The 20,217-nt window shown below is 57.0% G+C and carries 16 protein-coding genes; 13 read left to right on the forward strand and 3 right to left on the reverse strand.

From position 1 onward, the window contains the following. Nucleotides 1–47 precede the first annotated feature (47 nt). The 4 genes from VK574_RS09030 (at nt 48) to VK574_RS09045 (ending at nt 3,972) form a co-directional block, all read left to right on the forward strand. Nucleotides 48–1,490, forward strand: coding sequence for a RapZ C-terminal domain-containing protein (locus VK574_RS09030; protein WP_472799507.1), 1,443 nt, complete (start codon nt 48–50; stop codon nt 1,488–1,490). Between the two features lie 5 nt (nt 1,491–1,495). Further along, a complete protein-coding gene (locus VK574_RS09035; protein WP_472799618.1) occupies nt 1,496–2,224 on the forward strand; it encodes a nucleotidyltransferase family protein in 729 nt (242 codons plus the stop codon). Nucleotides 2,225–2,473: 249 nt separating this feature from the next. Beyond that, complete coding sequence (locus VK574_RS09040) at nt 2,474–2,668, forward strand: Flp family type IVb pilin (RefSeq protein ID WP_472799508.1); 195 nt, start codon at nt 2,474–2,476, stop codon at nt 2,666–2,668. A 332-nt stretch (nt 2,669–3,000) separates the two neighbouring features. Next, the gene (locus VK574_RS09045; protein WP_472799509.1) at nt 3,001–3,972 is read left to right on the forward strand and encodes a deoxyhypusine synthase family protein; all 972 of its coding nucleotides are present in this window, start codon (nt 3,001–3,003) and stop codon (nt 3,970–3,972) included. Nucleotides 3,973–4,459: 487 nt separating this feature from the next. Here the strand turns inward: VK574_RS09045 and VK574_RS09050 are convergent, their stop codons facing one another. Beyond that, entirely contained in the window at nt 4,460–4,960 is a 501-nt protein-coding gene (locus tag VK574_RS09050) for a GAF domain-containing protein (RefSeq protein ID WP_472799510.1), read from the reverse strand. A gap of 235 nt (nt 4,961–5,195) precedes the next feature. Here VK574_RS09050 and VK574_RS09055 point away from each other — a divergent pair, with 235 nt between their 5' ends. From VK574_RS09055 to VK574_RS09075, 5 genes are all read left to right on the forward strand, one after another. Then, nucleotides 5,196–5,996: an SDR family NAD(P)-dependent oxidoreductase gene (locus VK574_RS09055; RefSeq protein ID WP_472799511.1), complete on the forward strand. Its 801-nt coding sequence runs from the start codon at nt 5,196–5,198 to the stop codon at nt 5,994–5,996. Between the two features lie 28 nt (nt 5,997–6,024). After that, nucleotides 6,025–6,621, forward strand: coding sequence for a TetR/AcrR family transcriptional regulator (locus VK574_RS09060; RefSeq protein WP_472799512.1), 597 nt, complete (start codon nt 6,025–6,027; stop codon nt 6,619–6,621). A gap of 216 nt (nt 6,622–6,837) precedes the next feature. Further along, nucleotides 6,838–7,245 (forward strand): hypothetical protein, encoded by a 408-nt coding sequence (locus VK574_RS09065; RefSeq protein WP_472799513.1) that lies wholly within the window; start codon nt 6,838–6,840, stop codon nt 7,243–7,245. A 386-nt stretch (nt 7,246–7,631) separates the two neighbouring features. Continuing rightward, nucleotides 7,632–10,064, forward strand: a complete 2,433-nt coding sequence (locus VK574_RS09070; RefSeq protein ID WP_472799514.1) for an ABC transporter permease — start codon at nt 7,632–7,634, stop codon at nt 10,062–10,064. 226 nt (nt 10,065–10,290) lie between these two features. Next, on the forward strand, nt 10,291–10,755 hold the full coding sequence (locus VK574_RS09075) for a hypothetical protein (RefSeq protein WP_472799515.1): 465 nt from the start codon (nt 10,291–10,293) through the stop codon (nt 10,753–10,755). 282 nt (nt 10,756–11,037) lie between these two features. Here VK574_RS09075 and ribB read toward each other — a convergent pair whose 3' ends face one another. After that, nucleotides 11,038–12,339 (reverse strand): 3,4-dihydroxy-2-butanone-4-phosphate synthase, encoded by a 1,302-nt coding sequence (gene ribB, locus VK574_RS09080; RefSeq protein WP_472799516.1) that lies wholly within the window; start codon nt 12,337–12,339, stop codon nt 11,038–11,040. 116 nt (nt 12,340–12,455) lie between these two features. Then, entirely contained in the window at nt 12,456–12,683 is a 228-nt protein-coding gene (locus VK574_RS09085) for a hypothetical protein (protein ID WP_026447189.1), read from the reverse strand. 306 nt (nt 12,684–12,989) lie between these two features. On the opposite strand from VK574_RS09085, the gene VK574_RS09090 reads away from it, so the two are divergent. The 4 genes from VK574_RS09090 (at nt 12,990) to VK574_RS09105 (ending at nt 19,897) form a co-directional block, all read left to right on the forward strand. Continuing rightward, nucleotides 12,990–13,502: a hypothetical protein gene (locus VK574_RS09090; RefSeq protein WP_472799517.1), complete on the forward strand. Its 513-nt coding sequence runs from the start codon at nt 12,990–12,992 to the stop codon at nt 13,500–13,502. A 475-nt stretch (nt 13,503–13,977) separates the two neighbouring features. After that, entirely contained in the window at nt 13,978–17,064 is a 3,087-nt protein-coding gene (locus VK574_RS09095; protein ID WP_472799518.1) for a hypothetical protein, read from the forward strand. A 123-nt stretch (nt 17,065–17,187) separates the two neighbouring features. Further along, nucleotides 17,188–18,129 carry a VWA domain-containing protein gene (locus VK574_RS09100; RefSeq protein WP_472799519.1) on the forward strand — a complete coding sequence of 314 codons (942 nt, stop codon included), beginning with the start codon at nt 17,188–17,190 and terminating at the stop codon, nt 18,127–18,129. Between the two features lie 160 nt (nt 18,130–18,289). Next, the gene (locus VK574_RS09105; protein ID WP_472799520.1) at nt 18,290–19,897 is read left to right on the forward strand and encodes a phytoene desaturase family protein; all 1,608 of its coding nucleotides are present in this window, start codon (nt 18,290–18,292) and stop codon (nt 19,895–19,897) included. Nucleotides 19,898–20,217 lie beyond the last annotated feature (320 nt).

Consider the following 20,217-nt stretch of genomic DNA (forward strand, 5'->3'; position numbering starts at 1 on the left):
GCTGCGTTATCTTTAGAAAGCAGCCGCAATGCGGCGGATTGACACGCATGGACGTTCTCAAGCAACTCTACGAGCAGCACTTCCACTCACCGGTCGAACGTGTGATGCCCCTTCAGGGCCAGCTGGGAGGTTCGGGCCGGACGATCGTTCGTCTCGTCGGAACGCCCGGAAATGCCATCGGCATTGTCTATCCGGTTCGCGAAGAAAACATTGCATTCCTTGAGTTCTCCCGCCACTTCCACAAACATGGATTGCCCGTTCCGGAAATCTACGCCGAGGACCTGGCCCGCAACGCCTACATTGAGGAAGATCTCGGAGACATCACGCTGTTTGATTTCCTCCATAAACATCGCGATGGAGATCTCATTGCTCCTCCCGCGCTCGACGCGTATCGAAAGGTTGTTGCTGCGTTGCCGCGCTTTCAGGTTGAAGCCGGACGCGATCTGAACTACAAGGTTTGCTACCCGCGTTCCAGCTTTGACCGCCAGTCGATTGCCTGGGACCTGAACTACTTCAAGTACTATTTCCTGCGTCTCGCCGGCATCCCTTTCAGCGAGCAAGCGCTCGAAAACGACTTCAACCGCCTCACTAAGCTTCTGCTCGCCGCTCCGCACGATTATTTTCTCTATCGCGATTTTCAATCGCGCAACGTAATGCTCCTCGACAAACAGCCGTATTTCCTGGACTACCAGGGGGGCCGCAAAGGCGCCCTCCAATACGACATCGCTTCTCTTCTCTACGACGGAAAGGCAGACCTGCCTCCCGCGTTGCGACAGGAACTTCTGGATCATTATCTCGACAACTTGTCAGGATTCATCCCGGTCGATCGCGGCGCGTTCATGGAGCACTACTACGCGTACGTTTACGTCCGTATCATGCAGGCCCTCGGAGCATACGGCTTTCGCGGCTTCTACGAGCGCAAGCCGCATTTTCTGCAAAGTGTTCCGTACGCTCTCAAGAACCTTCGCTGGCTCGCCCACAATGTAAAACTTCCTGTAGCACTGCCTGCGCTTATGGACGCGTTCCAGGGAATGCTCTCGTCTGAGAAGCTTCAACAACTTGTGCCCAACACCCATACCCTGACGGTACGTGTCTTCAGTTTTTCATTTCATCACCAGATGCCCACCGATGATTCAGGGAATGGCGGAGGATTTGTTTTTGATGCACGCAGTCTCCCCAATCCCGGGCGTGAAGAACGCTTCAAGCAACTTACCGGCAAAGATACTCCTGTTATCGACTACCTCAACCAGCAGGAAAGCGTGCATCAGTACCTCACGCACGCACAGACGCTCGTCGATGCGAGCGTGTCTGCATATCAGCTTCGAGGTTTTGCAAACCTGATGGTGTCGTTTGGATGCACGGGAGGACAGCACCGGTCGGTGTTTCTTGCGGAGCAGCTTGCACGGCACCTTCGTTCAACCAGTGGAGTTGAAGTGGTTTTACGCCACATCGAACTCGAAAAGAATTTCCCGGATAAGGTAACGCCGTGAAGGCAATGGTGCTCGCTGCAGGCATGGGCACGCGACTGCGCCCGTTGACTAACGATCGTCCCAAGGCCCTGGTTGAAGTCGGCGGCCGCACGCTTCTCGAACTTACGCTGGCAAGGCTTCGAGCCTTCGGCATTCAGGACGTGATCATCAATACGCATCACTGCGCAGATATGATCGCCACTTACCTCAATAACCATGAGAACTTCGGGATGCACATCGAGATATCGCACGAGCAGGTCCTTCTCGATACTGGCGGCGGACTCAAAAAGGCTGCATCCTTCTTTCTCGCTTCCGACGAACCATTTCTCGTACACAACGTCGACGTTCTCAGTACCATCGACTTCAATCAAATGATCCAGTTCCACAAAGGGCGCAATGCCCTTGCAACGCTTGCGGTTCAGAACCGTCCGACGTCGCGCTATCTTCTTTTTGACGAGAACGGCCAGCTTTGTGGCCGTCGCGCAGGCGTCTCCGGTGAACCCGAGCTGGTACGGCCAGCAATCACGACACAGGCCCTTGCCTTCTGCGGGATTCATGTCCTTTCTCCGCGCATTTTCTCGGTCATGCAGGAAGACCTTACCTTCTCCGTCATCCCTCTGTACCTGCGGCTTGCCGAACGAAACGAAGCTGTACTGGGGTACCGTGCGGACCAGTACTATTGGCGCGATTTGGGGCGCACGGAAGACATCGCGCGAGCGGCGCATGATATCGAAAAAGGTGACTATCAGAATTGAGCTATCTGCGAATCCATTGGATTTTAGGCGATTTAGTCGAAAAAAACCGACTGAGATTGAGCCGCAGAAAGAAATTGCAGTAGGTTGAAGTAACTGCAAAAAGCGCGTCTGGCGTGCCGTTAAGTGGTTCGGTTAGTCATGGACCTTTGTGTTACCTGGAGTTACCGAGGTGTGAGACACCTTTGTCGCATTTCAATTGCAACTAGATAGTGGAGTGTGCAGAATACATTCATTCCCTCAGGAGGATCCATGAATTCAATGTTCACCAATCTGTATCTCCGTGTCCGTAGCCTGATTGAACGCGAAGAGGGCCAGGACCTTGTCGAGTATGCCTTGGTTGTGGCTTTGATCGCATTCGGAGCCATCGCCGGCATGAACATTCTTGCCTCTGGCTTGAACAACGCATTCTCGCAAGTCTCGGTTACCCTCAACAACAACATGTAGTCTGGGCTCTCAAAAAGTTTCCCTATTTCCGCTCTCGATGCAGTTTGTGAGGCGGGTTTCGCACGGGGATGGGTGGGGTGGTAGCGCGAAGTTCGGGACCAGTTCCAGAACTTCGCGCTAATAAATCAGAGTTACCCTGCCCGATCATCCGCCTCTCTTCGAGTCATGTCCTTTCTCGATTCGTCAATTTCCTTCCGCGATCCACTTCATTCACATGACGGCGAAGCGCAGCTTTCGCTTGCCGGAATTACTGCGTCTGCCATGGATGTTTGCATTCGTCGAGCGCTGATTTTGCTGTGTTAGCGTAGGAAGCGGGAGTAACGAAAAGCAAAATGTCAGCAATTTCCACGTTTATCAAGCACCACTATCGTCATTTCAATTCCGCGGCCCTCGTTGATGCTGCGGAGGCCTACAAGGCCCACCTGGCGTCGGGTGGAAAGATGTTTATGACCATCGCGGGGGCGATGAGTACCGCCGAGCTGGGGTTGTCACTGGCTGAGATGATCCGGCAGGACAAGGTACACGGGATCTGCTGTACCGGGGCCAATCTCGAAGAGGATGTCTTCAACCTGGTAGCGCATGACTTCTACGAGCGCGTTCCGCACTATCGTGATCTGACACCGGCCGACGAGGCGAAACTACTGAGCCGGCATATGAACCGCGTGACCGATACCTGCATTCCAGAGATGGAGGCGATGCGGCGAATCGAGAACGAAGTGCTCAAGGAGTGGGTGCGCGCGGATAAAGCGAGCGAGCGCTTCTTTCCGCATCAATTCATGTACAAGATCCTGCTCTCCGGCGATCTGAAGGCTTCGTACCAGATCGATCCAAAGAACAGCTGGCTGCTTGCGGCGGCAGAGAAGAATTTGCCCATGTTTGTGCCGGGGTGGGAGGATGCGACGCTGGGGAATATGTATGCCGGGCATTGCATCACCGGGGATGTGAAGAAAGTGCATACGGTGCGGACGGGCATCGAGTACATGATGGAGTTGGCGGAGTGGTACACGGAAACGACGAAGACGGCGCCGCTGGGATTCTTCCAGATTGGCGGCGGCATCGCGGGCGATTTCCCGATCTGCGTGGTACCGATGCTGCACCAGGATCTGCAGCGCGAGCATGTGCCTCTCTGGGCCTACTTCTGCCAGATTTCGGACTCGACGACGAGCTACGGGTCGTATTCGGGAGCCGTTCCCAACGAGAAAATCACCTGGGGCAAGCTGGGCGAGAACACTCCGAAGTTCATCGTGGAGAGCGATGCGTCGATCGTGGCGCCGCTGATGTTCGCTTATGTCCTTGGGTGGTAAGGAACAGTGGTCAGGGGTCACTGATCAGTGGTCAGTCAAGCCCTCTCATCCGATCAGTGCCCCTAACCCGCTCAAAACAAACGCCAAAAAGTTTTCAAGCTTTTGCAGATTATTTCGCTGGATTGCTTATGCTTGATCTATTGAGCCAGACCTCGAACAGACCTCCATCGATAGTCTGCCCGGCTGAATCGGTGCATCACCGTGTAGGACACATGACCGCCCCCTCGAGTACGTAAGCCTTTATCAGAGAAGTCTCTACAGCTAAGTCCCATCGAGAGAAGCCTTTGGCCGTAGTCCCCGCTATAGTCTGATGAAAGCAGGACATTTACCTGGAGAGACCGGATAAATAGGGTAACCGTCAAAACCATGGTTGATCGCGGGCCGCTCCTGGGCAACCGTGTTCCGATTGCAAAGGCCGCCACCGGGACCCGTGCGATCCACTGACCTCTGAACCCTGACAAAGTTTGGGCATGCAGCGTGCGGCGACTCAGTTGGCTCTGGATGGTTCCGGAAGAGCGAGTTCCTGTTCTGCGAGGGCCGCAAGATCCTTGAGCAGCTGGCGGTCTTCCGCCGTGAAGGACCTGGGCTTTTTATCGAAGACGCAGAACGTGCCCATCTTGAATCCGTTCACATTCAGGGAGCAGCCCGCGTAGAAGCGGATCTTGGGATCGCCAACGACAACGGGATTGTCGTGAAATCGTTCGTCCTTGAGCGCATTTTCAACGTAGAGAATTTCATCAAAGAGGATGGCGTGGGCGCAAAACGAGATGTCGCGCGAGGTCTGACAAAGGCTGAGGCCCTGGATCGATTTGAACCACTGCCGCTGGTCGTCGATCATGCTGATGGTGGAATACGGAACGTCGAACACACGCTTAGCGAGTCGCGTGAGCCGGTCGTACCGCTCTTCGGGCGCTGTGTCGAGAATGTTGAGAGCGTGGAGGGCTTCGATTCTGCTGGACTCGTTGGCTGGAATGGCCGGTGTCTGCATGTCGGGTCTCCAAAAGTGCGTTCAAAGAGATGCGGCAAAGTCTGTTCACGCAGCATAACGCATCAGAGCAGCGGATCCCCTATGAAAACGTAATTACATATTCCGCCGGAGATCGAATTGCTCATCGATGAGCCAACCTGAGAGCCGGGGAGAATTTTCTGAATCTATAGACTGACCGGTCTACTCTACTCAAGTGCGAGGCAAGATGCCTCGAAGGTTCAGGAGGTAACACACCATGTCAGCATCCGCATCCAAAGGCACCGCTCTTATCACTGGCGCTTCCACGGGCATCGGCGCAGTCTATGCCGATCGCCTTGCAAAACGCGGCTACGATCTTATTCTTGTTGCGCGCAGCCAGCAGAAACTCTCTGAAGTGGCCGCACGATTGAAGCCCCTCGGCCGCAAGATCGAGACGATCGCTGCCGATTTGACCAGGAAGGAAGATGTGCAACGTGTGGCCGAGCGGCTAAGCACCGATGCAAGCATCACCGCGCTCGTAAACAACGCGGGCACGGCCAGCGTTGCGAAGCTTCTCGACGCGAAGATTGAGGATCTCGAGTCCATGATCAATCTGAATGTCACGGCCTTGACGCGGCTGGCACTTGCCGCTCTGCCTGGTTTTGTGGCGCGCAAGAATGGCCTCCTCATAAACATTGCCTCTGTGGTTGCCCTCGCCCCGGAGTTGTTGAACGGCACATACAGCGGCTCAAAAGCTTACGTCTTGAATTTTACGCAGGCACTGAAGAACGAAGTGGAAGGCAAAGGCGTGACGGTGCAGGCGGTGTTGCCCGGCGCGACGGCAACGCCCTTGTGGGAGAAGGCCGGCAGGCCGGTGGAACATTTGCCCGCTGAGATTGTTATGACGGCGGAGGATATGGTGGACGCTTCCCTCGCCGGACTCGACCAGCATGAGTTGATTACCATTCCATCTCTACCGGATATCGCTGACTGGGAGAAGTTTGAAGCCGCGCGCAAAGCTCTGGGCCCAAATCTTTCCCATCAGAAACCCGCGGCTCGTTATGGGATTCTGGGCTGATCTCGAATAGGCTGCGAGGAGTTGTCTTATGCCAACGAAATCGACGCGTGATCACCTGATCGATACAGGCCTGAAGCTGATGCACCAGCACGGCTACAATGCCACCGGGCTCACTGAGATTCTGAAAGCCGCGGATGTACCGAAGGGATCGTTCTACCACCATTTCGGCAGCAAGGAAGATTATGCCGCGGCTGCGCTTGAAAGGTATACCACACGAGAGGCAGATCATTCCGCCGCTGTCCTGGGCGATTCGAAGGTTCCGCCGCTCAGGCGGTTGAAGCGGTACTTCATGGACCTGGTGAAGTTCTATGGCCGGAAGGGCGAGATTCCCGGGTGCATGATGGGCCGCTTCTGCTTGGAGATCGCGGCAACAAATCCGCAGTTGAGGAAGCAGATAAGCGGCTCCTTCGCACACTGGCAGCACACGGTCGCCACGGTCATCCAACAAGCGGTCGCGCAGAAAGAACTCCCTGCGGAAACTGATTCCGAATCGCTGGCAGGCTTTCTGCTCAACAGTTGGGAGGGAGCGCTGTTGCGTTCGCAGGCTGAAGAGAACGATGCTCCCCTCGAAGTCTTCATGCACCTCGTATTTGATCGATTGCTGAAGAAACATTCAAAACTGTGACCTCGCTGCCATGACCTCCATGTCGTACGAGGCCGCGATTGCCGGCTTCGCATCCGGCACGTGATTGCCCGGCTGTAAGGCCGGAGGTGAAGTCTCGCGGCCTGGGAGCAACCGGCGTTCTATTCTGAAGAGCTTCGTTCAACTCTTTGCGTAACGAGGCCTGAAGACAGCCATGCGCTGTTACGTAATCAACAATTGAACCGAAGGAGAAACAACATGTCCACGATCTATCTTCACCAGACAACCACTCTCACGCCCGAGCAATACATCGCCGGGCTTACCGACTTCGGGCCTGGGCGCTCGAAGCTGTTTGGCAACAGCGCCGACGAATACCTCAAGGTGCATCAGCTTGGCCGTACACAGGCCGACGTCACAGAAGGCTCAGGCGGCATTTGGGAGCGCCTGCACTACGACTGGTCTGATCGCAACCACGTCGTCCTCACAACCACCGACTCCAATCTGTGGGGAGGCCCGTCCGGACACACCTACACCTTCAGCCGCCAGCCCAATGGCACGACCGACGTTGATGTTGCCGTCGTCCGCGAAGGCAAGAACCTTCAAGGGATGGGTACTCGGCTTCGTCCTCCGGACGATCGGCAGGAGCGTCTTGGAAAAGGCGTTTGAAAACAGCGTCAAGGCCATTGAAGCCCGGAACATCATACCGGCGACGGAAGTGGTCGCAGCCTGAGTACGACACCCCAGGAACGAGTAGGACCGACTCACCGCAAAGATCGCTCGTGAGTCATTCTGCTCCTCCGTGTCTTTCGAGTACGTCAGGTAGTGGAGGCACGCGTGGGTGCTTCGACTGTTCATTTTCGTACACGGTACCCAAAAGCGGACGGATCAGAGGGAAACCGTTGCTGAGGAAGTCGTAGGATCAAGGGATTGACCGTCGATTCTCTGGCTGGAGAATTGCTTGCCCTTTTGTTGGATCCGCCAGATTTTGGTGCATCTGGTCATCGACTCGGATGGCTGTTCCCATCCCCCAGGGTTTCCCGGAGGCAAAGGCAATGGGCATTCTCTTGCAGGACTTGCGATTCGCGGTTCGACAGATGGCAAAGAAGCCAGGTTTCGCGGCTGTGGTCATACTGACCATGGCGCTGGGCATTGGGGCCAACGCTGCAATCTTCAGCGTGCTCGATGCAGTGCTCCTGAGACCGCTGCCCTATACAAATCCAGATCGCCTGATCAAGGTCTGGACACGTTTTACCGGGATCGGCGCGCCTAATGATCAAAACTGGGTCTCGGCTCCGGAGTTTCGGGACTTCCAGCAGTTGAATAGCAGCTTCAGCGATCTGGCGGCCATCGGCTCGGGCTCGTTCAATCTCGGCGTCAAGGGAAGCCCTCAGCGGGTGGTGGGCGCTTCGGTTTCACCCAGCCTTTTTCCGATGCTGGGAGCGCAGACGCTGCTGGGTCGCACGTTTTTGCCCGAAGAGGCACAACCGGGGCGCGATCACGAGGTGGTGCTGAGTTACGGGCTATGGCGGCGCGTCTTCGGCGGGAATCGAAACGTGATTGGAAGCACGATCGACATCGACGGGGTTCCCATGTCGGTGGTGGGTGTGATGCCGGAGGGATTCGCCTATCCGGACGAGGCTGAAATATGGGGGCCGCTCGCCTTCTCGCCAGACGATCTGAGCGAGAACAGCCGTGGGGGGCATGGCCTGGAAGTTTTGGGCCGCATGAAGCCAGGGCTTTCGCTGGCGCAGGTGCAGTCGGATATGGACCGTGTGGGCCGGACGATGATCGAACAGCACGCATCTTATCCTTATCAAAAATTCAACTTTGGAATCATCCTCCATCCGCTGCTGGAGGAGACCGTGGGCGATGTGAAGCCTTCGCTGATGGTGCTGATGGCCGCAGTGGGACTGGTGCTGCTGATTGCATGCGCGAATATCGCCAATCTGCTGCTGGTGCGGTCGACGGAGCGGCAACAGGAGATGGAAACCCGCATGGCGCTGGGAGCGAGCGGCGCTCGTTTGATGCGGCAACTGTTGACGGAAAGTGTTGTGCTGGCATTTGCCGGTGGTGTTGTTGGCGTGGCCATCACCCCGTGGATATTGCATGAATTGGTTCGAATTGCGTCGAAATCGTTGCCGCGCGCCATTCACACATCGATTGACGGCAGGGCGCTGCTACTGACTGCGGTCATCTCTCTCGCTACCGGAATTCTGTTTGGGCTCGCGCCCGCACTGCAGGCGGGGCGCAAGCGTGAATTCGAAGGACTGAAAGGCGGAAGAAGCACGGAGGGTAAGCGGCCGAAGCGGCTGCGCAGCGCACTGGTGATTTGCGAAACGGCATTATCGCTGCTGCTCATCGCCGCAGCTGGATTGCTGATACGAAGCTTTGCCGAGATTCTGAAGGTGGATCCGGGATTCCGCCCGGATGGAGTGCTGACGATGCGAATCGCGTTGCCGGATGCTGTCTACAGCAGGCCGGAACAGGTGCGCGGATTCTATTCGGAATTGGTGGATCGTGTGCAGAGATTGCCAGGGGTACAGGCGGCAGGTGCAGTCTCCGGTTTGCCGTTGAGTGGCCAGGGAGGCTCGGGCACGACAACGATCGACACTCAATCCGTTCCACTGGAAAAAACGACTCCAGAAGCAGATCAGCGGGTGGTCACTCCCGACTACTTCAAAGCGATGGGAATTTCGTTGGTCCGCGGCCGTGTTTTCGAGGCGCGCGATTCTGATACCGCCGCTCCCGTGGCCATCGTGGACGAGAGCCTGGCACAAACGTATTGGCCCAATCAGGATCCGATTGGAAAGCGGCTGCATCCCGGTGGTCAGCGGACAACGGCGCCATGGGCAACCGTCGTCGGGGTGGTGAGGCATGTGCGCAACCGGACGCTCGAAGCGCGTTCGCGCGTGGAGGTTTATTGGCCGGAGAGCCAGCGACCGAATGGAGCGATGGCGCTGGCGGTGCTGACGTCGGGGAATCCGATGAACCTGGTGCCGACAATTCAGAGAGAACTCTCGGCGATCGACCCGGACCTGCCTGTTTACAAGGTGAGTTCCATGACCGAGGTGATGGGCGATTCGCTTGAGCGGCGACGGCTCGCACTGATCCTGCTGGCGGGATTTGCCGGGCTGGCTCTGCTGCTGGCTGCAGTAGGGATTTATGGCGTGACTTCGTACGGCGTTGCGCAGAGACACAAGGAGATTGGCTTGCGCATGGCTCTTGGTGCGGACCGCGGCAACGTGCTGGGGATGCTCATCCGTAGCGGCATGGCCACCATTGCTATCGGATTGGGTTTCGGCGTGGTTATGGCGCTGTTTCTCACGCGATTGATGAGCGGATTGCTGTTTTCAGTACGGCCATGGGATCCTGTGGCACTCATCGGCGCGGCGGCCCTCCTGATGTTGGCGGCGCTGCTGGCGATCTTTATTCCGGCGCGGCGAGCGACGAAGGTCAATCCGATGGTGGCGCTGCGATACGAGTAAGGTTGCATTTCCCGTCGGGGCTGATGCTCCTCCATTCCAGCGTTGGTTGATGTGCGGCTGAAGCCTGTACCTCCAGTGTGACCCCGCTTTTTTTCCGCAAGCTGCGAACTTGTGCCCGTTCAAGGAATAGATGTCGGCCGGGCTTGTGGCCTTGTGCCCATGCCACAGCAAAGCCTTGTGCAGTGTCGGAGGAGGAGTCCTGAAAAAAGCGTCGAAGCTCTATTGCGTGTTTCTGTTTCTCCTGGCAATTGCGGGAACAGCGCAAACTCGACCCCCTGGTGAAAGCAAACTCGCGATCTATCACCACGCGTATTACCTGTTTCTTGCCGGCACGCCAAATGGCTGCGAAGAATGCTACGTTCCCCTCCTCGTCACGACGGAGACGCTGGAAGAGGCAGCGAAAAGTACACAGACGGAAGCCTGCGTCCTCATCGTCACCTACGAAAGGGATTCGATCTGGCACAACGACGGGATGGTGTCGATCGCGGCGCGCGACATTCAGGTGGCGCCGCGGGTCGTACAACTTCGGGGCAGGAAGTATCGATACCAGGAGATCACTTCGGCAGAAGTGCTTAGGCTCTTCGAGAATCAGATGGGAACCATCCCGATTTCGCGACCGATGTTGCCGAAGGCTGACTCGCCAGGGCCACCGCTGGAAGATTTGATTTCAGATTTTCGGAATCTGAAATGATCCGGCAAAGATTCTCCTCGTCGTGGCGATATGAGCGACTAATGGCGTCTCCGCTTTGACGAATCGGCCGGTAGATCTCAGTTGAGCTGATGCAGTCTTTGGTTGCGGACCCGTAGCTGATCGCGAAGGTTGCGGTAGCAGGGCCAGCGGGAAACCGGGAGGCTTATGGATGGCCGCTACCGCTTTAGAAGCAACTGCAGGTTCCTCGACTTCGCTCGGAATGACAGCATTATGGGAGTGCTCGGAATGACACTTCGGAGGCGCGTGCCTTGAGAGGCCCGGTTAAACGCGGGTGCAGTCTTCTACGGGGATGGGGACCTGTTCGACGATTTCGAGGCCGAAGCCTTCTAACGCGGGGATGTGCATGGGCGTGTTGGAGAGCAAGCGAATGCGCTTGATGCCGAGGTCGGAGAGAATCTGGCCGCCAAGGCCAATGGCACGGAGGATGCGGCCGGAGCGGGCCTGCGAGCCCTCGCGGGTGCGAAGCTGGTGATGCAGGACGAGGTTGTTGGCGGTTACAGCCGAATTGTCAGACACAGCGGTGCCGGTTCGATCGAATTGTGATGCGATGGCAGGGATCTTGTCGACCTCGAATCCGCGGGAGGTGTTGTGCAGGTAGAGGATAGCGCCACAGCCTTCTTCGGCGATCATCCGCATGGAGTTGTCGAGAACTTCGCGACAGTGGCAGTCGGCGGCGAAGACGTCGCCGGCGGTGCACCGCGTGTGCACGCGGACGAGAACGGCGTGGGAGCACGGAGGGCGACTGGTGCGCGCGTCGCCGGGGACGTTGGCGGGTCCGGCGTTGCAGGCGGGACACGTGGGGCACAGGTCGCCGCGAACGAGCGCGATGTGGCTTTCGCCGCCGTTGACCTCGCTCTCGTAAGCGATCATGCGGAACTCGCCGTACTTTGTCTGGATGCGGGTTTCTCCCGCACGCACGATGTAACGCTCGTGGCGCAGGCGGTAGCGGATAAGTTCGGCGACGGTGAGAATGCGGAGGTTGTGCTCGGCGCAGAACGGGATGAGGTCTGGGATGCGGGCCATCTCGCCGTCATCGCGCATGATTTCGCAGATGACGCCGGCGGGCTGGAGTCCGGCAAGGCGTGCGAGGTCGACAGAGGCTTCAGTCTGGCCGGCGCGGACGAGGACTCCGCCCTGGCGGGCGCGGAGAGGAAAGATGTGGCCGGGGCGTACAAGATCGCTGGAGGTGGAGCGGGGATCGATGGCGGTGCGGATGGTTTGGGCACGGTCGGCGGCGGAGATGCCGGTGGTGACGCCTTCGCGGGCTTCGATGGTCTCAGTGAAGGCCGTGCCGAAGCGGGAGGAGTTCTGCTGCGTCATCGGAAACAGGCGGAGGTAGTCGGCGTGCTCTTCAGTGAGGGTTAGACACACGAGACCGCGACCGTAGCGGGCCATGAAGTTGATGGCCTCGGGTGTGACGTGTTCCGCGGCGAGAGTGAGGTCACCTTCGTTTTCACGGTCCTCGTCATCGACCACGACGACCATTCGGCCGGCGCGGATATCGGCAATGGCGCCGGGGACGTCGGTGAAGGGAGCTTCGTTGGTGCGTGCGCTTTCGGGCATTGGAAGCAGCTTTCATTCTCGCCGATTGGGAGGCTATCGGCAAAGAACGTTACTAAAGGACAACAAAAACGCCACCCGAGGGCGGCGTTTTTGTTGACAGCCAGAGAGGCTGAATACTACAAAGTAGACTCAATCTCAAAGCCCCAGGCTTCAAGGAGCGCCTCAGGAATGTACTTGGAATTTTTGTTCCGACGGGCCCACTCGCGCAGACGGGTAGACCGGATGTACTGATCCGGGGTGAGCTTGAACTCCTTGACGATCTGTTCAAAGGAGGTCACGGTGGGGACAACAGGGCCGATGGGCTCCGGCTTGCCCCAATTCGGATTTCCTCTACGTTTTGCCATTTGGTTTTGTTTTCCTTAAACAGGAGTGGAGTTTTGTTCCTAAATGCCTCGGGCGACGGGCTGGGGGTCCTTACGGCCTAAGGCGACTCGATATGTTCTATTTTAGGGATATTTTGTTCAAAAATCAATAGCAAAGCTGGTCATTTTAAGCGTTTTCTCGTCAGAGACTGTCCAGAAATCGATCAGTACAGATATCTCACTCATAAAGACTTACATGCCGCCTTGCTAGCCCCGCCACGCGGAGGCCCTCTCTCGCTTCGATATGCCCAAGTGGCGCCGGACGCATTTCGATGCCACCATAGCGTTATGAACAAATGCAAGTGGGTGCTTGCCGCGGCACTTTTGCTGCTGGCAGCCGCCACGCTGCCCTGCGGAGCGGTGGAGCTGCGCGTCAGTCGGGAAGCCCTGGAAAGAACACTGAAACAACAACTATTTAGCGGTCCTGACGGTCGTTTCTACCTGAAGGGATCTGAACAAACGGCGTGCTGGGTGTATGCGGACGATGCGAAGGTGAGCTTTGTTCAGGACCGGATCGTGGTGAAGGTGAAGACGCGGGCGCGCATGGGCAAATCGATCGGTGGGGCCTGCATCGGGATCTCGCTTGCGCCAACGGCCGAGGTCTCCGTAGCGCCTTTCGGCGAGGGCGAATCCATCGGGTTTCACGACGCGCAACTGATCAAGGTGAGCGACCAGCGAGAGCTGAATTTCCTGCTCAGTCCATTTCTGAGCCGACAGGTGCCGTCGAGCATGAAGGTGGATGCAGCAGATCTATTACGCAGGGCGTTGGAGGGGTCGACCGCTGCCTCGGGTACAAAGTGACGCTGGAGAAGCTGAAGGTGCACTCGATGCAGATCGTGGGCGACACGCTGGTGGTGGATGTGGATGGAGATATCAGCGTGAAGTGATTCGAACATGATTTGGCCGTGACGTTCACGACGCTCGAAGCCCGGACCGAATCTATCGAAGCGATGACAATTCAATTACATTGCGCTTCTCCAATAGCTCTATACTCCATGTGCTGAACCCGGAAGGCTCCTTGAACAATGCTTCTCAATTAAACTTGCCGGACGAAGAGTGATTTGCGATGATGGTTGCCCGGTTGCGCAGCTTCCCTCATGTCGCTTGAGATTTCCAAGGGACGTGGAGCCGATCGGATTCGAAGTTTTGTTCTAGTGAAATGCGCAGTTTGATGGAAATGTTGCGATAGTGCGTTCGAGTTCCAAGGGTATTTCCGGCAAACGGAGCCTGGCTAACGCTCCAGTCAATGCCTCTCGTGGTTTGAAGGGGTGTTTCGATGAGTTTCTCTCTTCCCCAGTCGATTTACGTATCTGGCTTGTTCTGTCTGGCAATCTCCTTCCCGTCGTATTTGAATTCGCAGGCGGGATCTGAGACCTCCTCCAATGAACTGCAATCGGTTCCAACGGATTCGATCGTAATCCCTGGCCCATTGCGATCGTTTCTCCGCATGGCGGGAATCAGCCAGGAGGTAACTCCTGAAGATGTACTGCCGATGCTTGCACGCAATGTGGTGCTATATGGGTTCGACACAGACGGAGAAAAGGAGTTTCTGATCCTGGTAGACAGGTATGTCCACCAGGCTCGCGATCTCGAGCGACTTTCGGCGGATGGCAAAATTCACATCAGCGGTTGCGGTGATTCTGCCGAGCTATTGGGCGTGCTGGGATATAAGTTTCAGCGACCGTGCGGCCAAAAAAATACCGCACTGGTGACGGCGAATGCAGAACGCGCATTTCTGACCATCGACTCAGGTTTCCCGCTCACCGCGCTGGAGCAAGCCTTGCAGAAGGATGGACCATTCACATATTCGTTTCCAGCAACCAGAGTGCCGATCATTTTCACTGAGAAAGAGTGGCTTGCAGCCGCTGGTTCAAAACGCAAAGCGGACAACGCGTTACTGGACCTGCTGTTGCACAATCCGGAAACTGATCGCCTTTATGCGGCAATGGCGAGATACGATCGCCCAACGCGGCTCTCCCTGAGCCAGTCTCCGGGGCTCAAAAGATTGATGTTGGTTGCGACAGTCACTGATTTGTATGGGAGCCAGATTCGTATCAAATCGGGGCGAGTGATCGTACCCGGTGATAACGACAAAGCGTGGGAGGACCTGCTGGGAGAGAGTCCAGGCAATCCTGGACAGTTTGTGACCAAACTCCTGACCAGAGATAGCGGCTGGATGGCCGCGTATTTCGATGTTCTGGCCCGTCTCGATCATGCTCAACAGGAACACCTGATCGAAGGAAATCGCCTCAAACGTTTCTACGATGTTTATCGGGCACCCGTTGCCAACGTCGATGCAACAAAGGGAATATTTCCGAGAAACGGCGAGCTCTTCATTTTATTGGCCTCTTTGAAGTGGAAGGCGGACGGAGACTTTGCCATTCCTGGAGATGTTTTGGTATGGGAGGCAATCCTCTCGCAGATGGCCAAATCGAGGCAAATGCGGGCCTGGTTAGGGAGGGGTCGCGATTGGAATACCTCGGGTCGACTGCTGGAAACGTTGATCGCATCGTCGAACCTTCAGACTGAAACGGGCCCAGTCCAGGTTTTTCTTTTGCTGAACGCATTGAATTCCTTGAGACCGCCGGAACATCAGCTGTCAGATGAGACGGACAAATTGGTGGCGAGCCGGTTTGCGCAGTTCCACCATTGGTTCGCTATCTTTGCCGAGTTTCCCGGTCTTGATGATGGCGCGATCGCGAAGTTTGTAAACGCGGCAGACCGAATCGACAGCATTCCGAATCCGGCTCTGCGTTCGAATGCGCTGGGAGCGTTTCAGGCCGATATTGGAATTTGGCATATCTTTGCGCGACAGGGCCAGATACCCGGCAACAAGCTGAATTCGTCGTGGCAGGAAGCGATGCAGCCGTTCCTGGAGAGTCACTCCTCGGTTCAGTTCTTCGAAGCGGGCAGAAGTTCGTTGCAGGCGTCACTGCAGGCGGCGGGCGGCAACGGAAAACTCTCCCAGGACGAGATCATCGAGCTTCTTGCGGGACCGGTTCACGATGACCGTGACAGCCAACGCGTGCATCATGACCTGGCCGAGAGGATTCGTTCCGTTCTGGATGATCAGCGCCTGGTCTCCCTCGATACCTTATTTGGCCTCTACGACGGAATGACCGAGATGGCGCACGGATCCGCGACCGGGAATGCATTGCTGCCTCTTGCTGAGAATCTTCGAGAGTTCGAAATGCCGCGGCCTATCTTCACCGGCAATGAGAGGAGCACCTGGGCACCCATTGTGTACACGAGCAGGCACGCGGAACTGCAGGTGAGAACGGATCTGACGAAGATCCTCAAGACTTCGGCAACGCCGTCGCAGATTGAGGCCGGCCGAGGTCAGCTCACTCCGTTCTTGAGAGACACACTGGTTGGATTGAACTACGCGTATTACGAGCCACCCGGTGCAGAGGTTCTCCATAACAATCCGCTGTTTGTCCGGTCCCATGATTTTTCTTCCATCTCAGTTCAGGGGACCGTCGAGATATGGGGAGTTCCCCGGATGGTGGGAATTGGCGCAACGGCCGGAGGGGGAGCTTACCTGCTAGGTTCTCTGGCAGATTTACCTTATGCGCTCGCGTCGGCGGAAGAAGATTTCATCGTCCCAAAGAACATACAGGCTTTGATCTGGAAAGATATCGTTCCCGACCTCCTGGTAAGCGCAACGCTGCCGCGCTGGTGGAATGTGAGCCAAAACGAATTGCATTGTGCGGCTCTGTATCAGCGAGCGGGCGAAGAACTGTTGAGTGCAGCCGCGAGCAATGCGGATCTTCGGCAGAAAGTGGTCGGCATCCTCGCGGATCGTATGACACCCGGCCGGGTGGAAAGGACCGCAAAAGAGCTTCTGGTTGCGGGAGGCAGCGCGACCGTGATCGGGCAAACGCCGCCTGCGGATGTCTTCTATCTTGCGATGGAATTCCGGAAGAGATATCCCGATCAGGCATCGATGGCGGGACGAGCAGGGCAGGAACTAGATGAGCTTGCTCAGAAAACCCCTTCAGACGCCAGCATGGAGCGATTGTCGGCCGATTTCGGGGTGCCCCATCCGGGTCTAATGATCACGGATTCTTCCGCCTTGCTTAACATGAAGTCGATTTCGACGTTTGGCGGAGACGCAGGCAGGCTGTTTGCAGAATCATGGGATTCCAACAATCTTTATTGGGCAAGACTTGCGGATGAGATGGGCTACTCCCCAGCCGAACTCAACCTTCTGGCGCCCGAGCTAACTCGCAATATGGTGGCTAACATTTTCGCGAGCAACATTGACGACTGGTCCGCATTGCTTCGAGCGATGGAGCAAACGGGCGACGAATTTCGAAAGGGCAAGATCACACTCCAGGCAGTTTCGGCGTTCCAGCAATAAGCTCATGCGAACTCCGCATGAAGGGATCGAACATCGATGAGAATGAAAACTCTAGGGTGCTGCATCATATTTTCGTGCCTCTTTTTACAGAGGACCGGGTCGCAATCCCCTGCTCAAGATCCAATGAAGCTGCGTGTAAACGTTGTACTGGTGCAGCTAAACATCGCAGTAACAGATAGTAAGGGGAACTACGTGACGGGCCTGCGTCCGGAAGACTTCGTGATCACCGAGGACAAGATACAGCAGAAGTTCTCCACCTTCGAAGAAAGCCGGGAATCGGCGCCCGGTTCCAAGGAAGTTAGCCGGCCAGGTCAGGTTTCTGGACCGGAAACTGCGCACGAGGTTTCAGCTCCCGATCCGCCGCCGCAGATTGATCCACCGGCAGGAGTCCCGCATTTGAATGAAGCCAGCGTGTTTGTTCTGTTCGACACCAGCAACTATATGTACAGAAGCTTTGTGTTCGCGCAAGACGCTATCACAGATTTTGTCCGCTCGATGGATGATGCGAGCAGGGTCGCTTTTTATTCGTATTGCCGGGATCTCTCGCGCGCGATTCAACTGACTTCCGATCGCTACCGCTTGATCAACGGTGTACGAAGTACGGTCGCAGGCGATGATGCCGCCCTCTATAACAGTCTGTTGCTGACCGTAAAGGATGCTGCGCCGCTGAAGGGACGCAAAGCGATCGTGGTGTTTTCAAACGGTCCGGACAATGCCAGTTCGATTCCCCCGGAGGATGTAGCCGAGCTGGCGCAATCGACGGGGACGATCATTTACATCATCAGCACCCGGCAGGCCCAGGAAGATCCTGCTTCAGCTGCCGCATTTGAGCGGATGAGCAAGGTTTCGGGCGGCAAGGCTTACTTTGCGAAGAACTGGCGAGAGGAAAAGCAGGCGTTCGCCTCGATCCGCGAAGACCTGGTCCATCTCTATACGCTAAGTTATTACCCGCAGGCGAATCCCAATCGCGGCTGGCGCTCGATCAAGGTGACGCTGGCAGGTAAGGACCTGCAGAAATATCGCGTTCGCACCCGGGATGGTTATCGGCTCACGGTGCAGAGATAGAAGATATCTTTGCTCGAAGTTCGTGATGCTACTTGAACTAGCCGCGGAGCTATCGCTCGAGCAGCACAGGCCTTTGGACAGGGCTGTCCTATGAGGGCGTCGTGGCATGCGCCTGAGGCGACCACACCTGGCCAGATCGAGCATGTTACCGTAATTTTCTATGAGCTCACCTACAGCGGCAGTACTGGGCGAGATCGGGCTGCCGGCGCCGATTCGCGAACTTGCGGCAAAGACCTGGGATGTGATTGTCGTCGGCGCCGGCCATAACGGCCTGGCTTGCGCTGCCTATCTGGCGAAGGCGGGAAAACGAGTGCTGGTGATCGAGAGCCGCACACGTGTGGGCGGGGCTTGCACGATTGCGGAGCCATTTCCCGGAGTGAGGATGTCGCCGTGCGCGTACCTGGCGGGACTGCTGCATCCGCTGGTGGTGGAGGAGCTGGAGTTGCCTCGGCGAGGTTTTGAGTGGACACCGGCGGTGAATGGGCTGTTTGTTCCCTTCCTCGATGGATCGAGCATTCAGCTTTGGGATGACGATGCGCGGTGCGAGGCGGAGGTGCTGAAGCTGTCGCCGCGCGATGTGAATGGCTTCAACGCGATGTGCGACGTGATTCGCCGCCTGCGTGATGCGCTGAGACCTGCGGGCGAGGACGATTTGTGGATTGGCGAGGCGCCGACCCGGGAACAGATTGAATTGCTGCTGGGCGATGACGTTGAGGCGCGGGCGGTGCTGTTCGAGTGGTCGATGGCGGAGTATGCGGAGCATTATCTTCGCGACGAGCGGCTGCAGGTGGCCTATCTCGGCCAGGGAGTGATCGGGACGAATGCGAGTCCGTTCGATGCAGGGACGGCGTCGATCCGGTTTCATCATTCATCGGGACGGCTGGGTGGAATGCCGGGGATGTGGGGCTATGTGAAGGGCGGCATGGGGATGGTGTCGTTCTACTTCTGCGATGCCGCGCGCGAGGCTGGCGCGACGGTGGTGTCGGGTGTGCCGGTGGCAAAGATTCTGCCGGGCGAAGGCGTGCTGCTGGAAGGCGGCGAGCGGATTGCGGCGCGGGTGGTGGTGTCAAATGCTGATCCGCGGCGGACCCTTGGGCTCCTGGGCGCGGCAGCAGACGCAACCTGGCGCAAGCGCGTGGAGGAGGTGCCGATCGAAGGGTGCACGGTTAAGTTGAATGTGCACCTGAATGAGCTGCCGAACTTCAAGGCGCGGCCGGGAACGAACGAAGCGCATCATTACGGACAGATCAACGCTCCGCTGACTAAAGCGGAGTGGAAGGCGGGATTCGCGGCGGCAAAACGGGGAGAGTTGCCGGAGCACTTGTGGTGCGAACTCTATTTCCAGAGCGTGCACGACGCGACGGTGGTTCCGCGTGGCACGCACACGATGAGCGTCTTCGCGCAATACGTACCCTACACGCTTGCTCACGGCAGCTGGGATGAGCGGCGTGATGAGGTACGAGCGCTGGCGATGAAGTCTTTGGCACGATTCTGCAGCAACATCGGCGACGGCGGGATAGATTCCGCGGTGATTGATGCGCAGGTGCTGGGGCCGCCGGATATCGAGCAGAAGGTGGGACTGACCGGCGGACATATTTTCCAGGGTGAGTGCCTGCCGCAATACATGTGGGCGAATCGGCTAAGCACGCGAACGCCGATGAAGGGGATGTACCTGTGCGGGGCGTGTACGCATCCGGGGGGAAGCGTGATCGGGATTAACGGGCGGAATGCGGCGATGGCAGTGCTGAGGGATCTGGGCGCGAATTAGGCTGCAGGTCTGTGCCGAAGGTTTTTGCGCGTGACGGAGAAAGGGACAACCGCAGTCGTCGACGTCGCTGCGCGACACCCGGAAAGAATGAAAATCGCTGCTGGTCAGATCGTGCTTTCCCACCCAAGCGGAGCTTGGATGGGGCACCATCATTCGTGCCGATGTCTGGATTTTCACGGCAGGTCCTTCGACTTCGCCGCGCTTCGCTCAGGATGACAGGGGTCCGGTGAGGTTCGGCAGCAGTTGAGGTTGAAGTGATTGAAGACTCTGGACGGCCTAAGGTCTAGCGCACCGCTCAGCGCGTTTGCCGATTTAGATTT

Origin of the sequence: Occallatibacter sp., from assembly GCF_035317045.1 — a bacterium.
In the GTDB taxonomy this organism is placed as follows: Bacteria; Acidobacteriota; Terriglobia; order Terriglobales; family Acidobacteriaceae; genus Telmatobacter.

What these genes read in the sequence shown, in the direction of transcription:
- VK574_RS09030 (WP_472799507.1), top strand. Translation starts at nt 48, where the DNA reads ATGGACGTTCTCAAGCAACTCTACGAGCAGCACTTCCACTCACCGGTC.
- VK574_RS09035 (WP_472799618.1), top strand. Translation starts at nt 1,496, where the DNA reads ATGGTGCTCGCTGCAGGCATGGGCACGCGACTGCGCCCGTTGACTAAC.
- VK574_RS09040 (WP_472799508.1), top strand. Translation starts at nt 2,474, where the DNA reads ATGAATTCAATGTTCACCAATCTGTATCTCCGTGTCCGTAGCCTGATT.
- VK574_RS09045 (WP_472799509.1), top strand. Translation starts at nt 3,001, where the DNA reads ATGTCAGCAATTTCCACGTTTATCAAGCACCACTATCGTCATTTCAAT.
- VK574_RS09050 (WP_472799510.1), bottom strand. Translation starts at nt 4,960, where the DNA reads ATGCAGACACCGGCCATTCCAGCCAACGAGTCCAGCAGAATCGAAGCC.
- VK574_RS09055 (WP_472799511.1), top strand. Translation starts at nt 5,196, where the DNA reads ATGTCAGCATCCGCATCCAAAGGCACCGCTCTTATCACTGGCGCTTCC.
- VK574_RS09060 (WP_472799512.1), top strand. Translation starts at nt 6,025, where the DNA reads ATGCCAACGAAATCGACGCGTGATCACCTGATCGATACAGGCCTGAAG.
- VK574_RS09065 (WP_472799513.1), top strand. Translation starts at nt 6,838, where the DNA reads ATGTCCACGATCTATCTTCACCAGACAACCACTCTCACGCCCGAGCAA.
- VK574_RS09070 (WP_472799514.1), top strand. Translation starts at nt 7,632, where the DNA reads ATGGGCATTCTCTTGCAGGACTTGCGATTCGCGGTTCGACAGATGGCA.
- ribB (WP_472799516.1), bottom strand. Translation starts at nt 12,339, where the DNA reads ATGCCCGAAAGCGCACGCACCAACGAAGCTCCCTTCACCGACGTCCCC.
- VK574_RS09085 (WP_026447189.1), bottom strand. Translation starts at nt 12,683, where the DNA reads ATGGCAAAACGTAGAGGAAATCCGAATTGGGGCAAGCCGGAGCCCATC.
- VK574_RS09090 (WP_472799517.1), top strand. Translation starts at nt 12,990, where the DNA reads ATGAACAAATGCAAGTGGGTGCTTGCCGCGGCACTTTTGCTGCTGGCA.
- VK574_RS09095 (WP_472799518.1), top strand. Translation starts at nt 13,978, where the DNA reads ATGAGTTTCTCTCTTCCCCAGTCGATTTACGTATCTGGCTTGTTCTGT.
- VK574_RS09100 (WP_472799519.1), top strand. Translation starts at nt 17,188, where the DNA reads ATGAAGCTGCGTGTAAACGTTGTACTGGTGCAGCTAAACATCGCAGTA.
- VK574_RS09105 (WP_472799520.1), top strand. Translation starts at nt 18,290, where the DNA reads ATGAGCTCACCTACAGCGGCAGTACTGGGCGAGATCGGGCTGCCGGCG.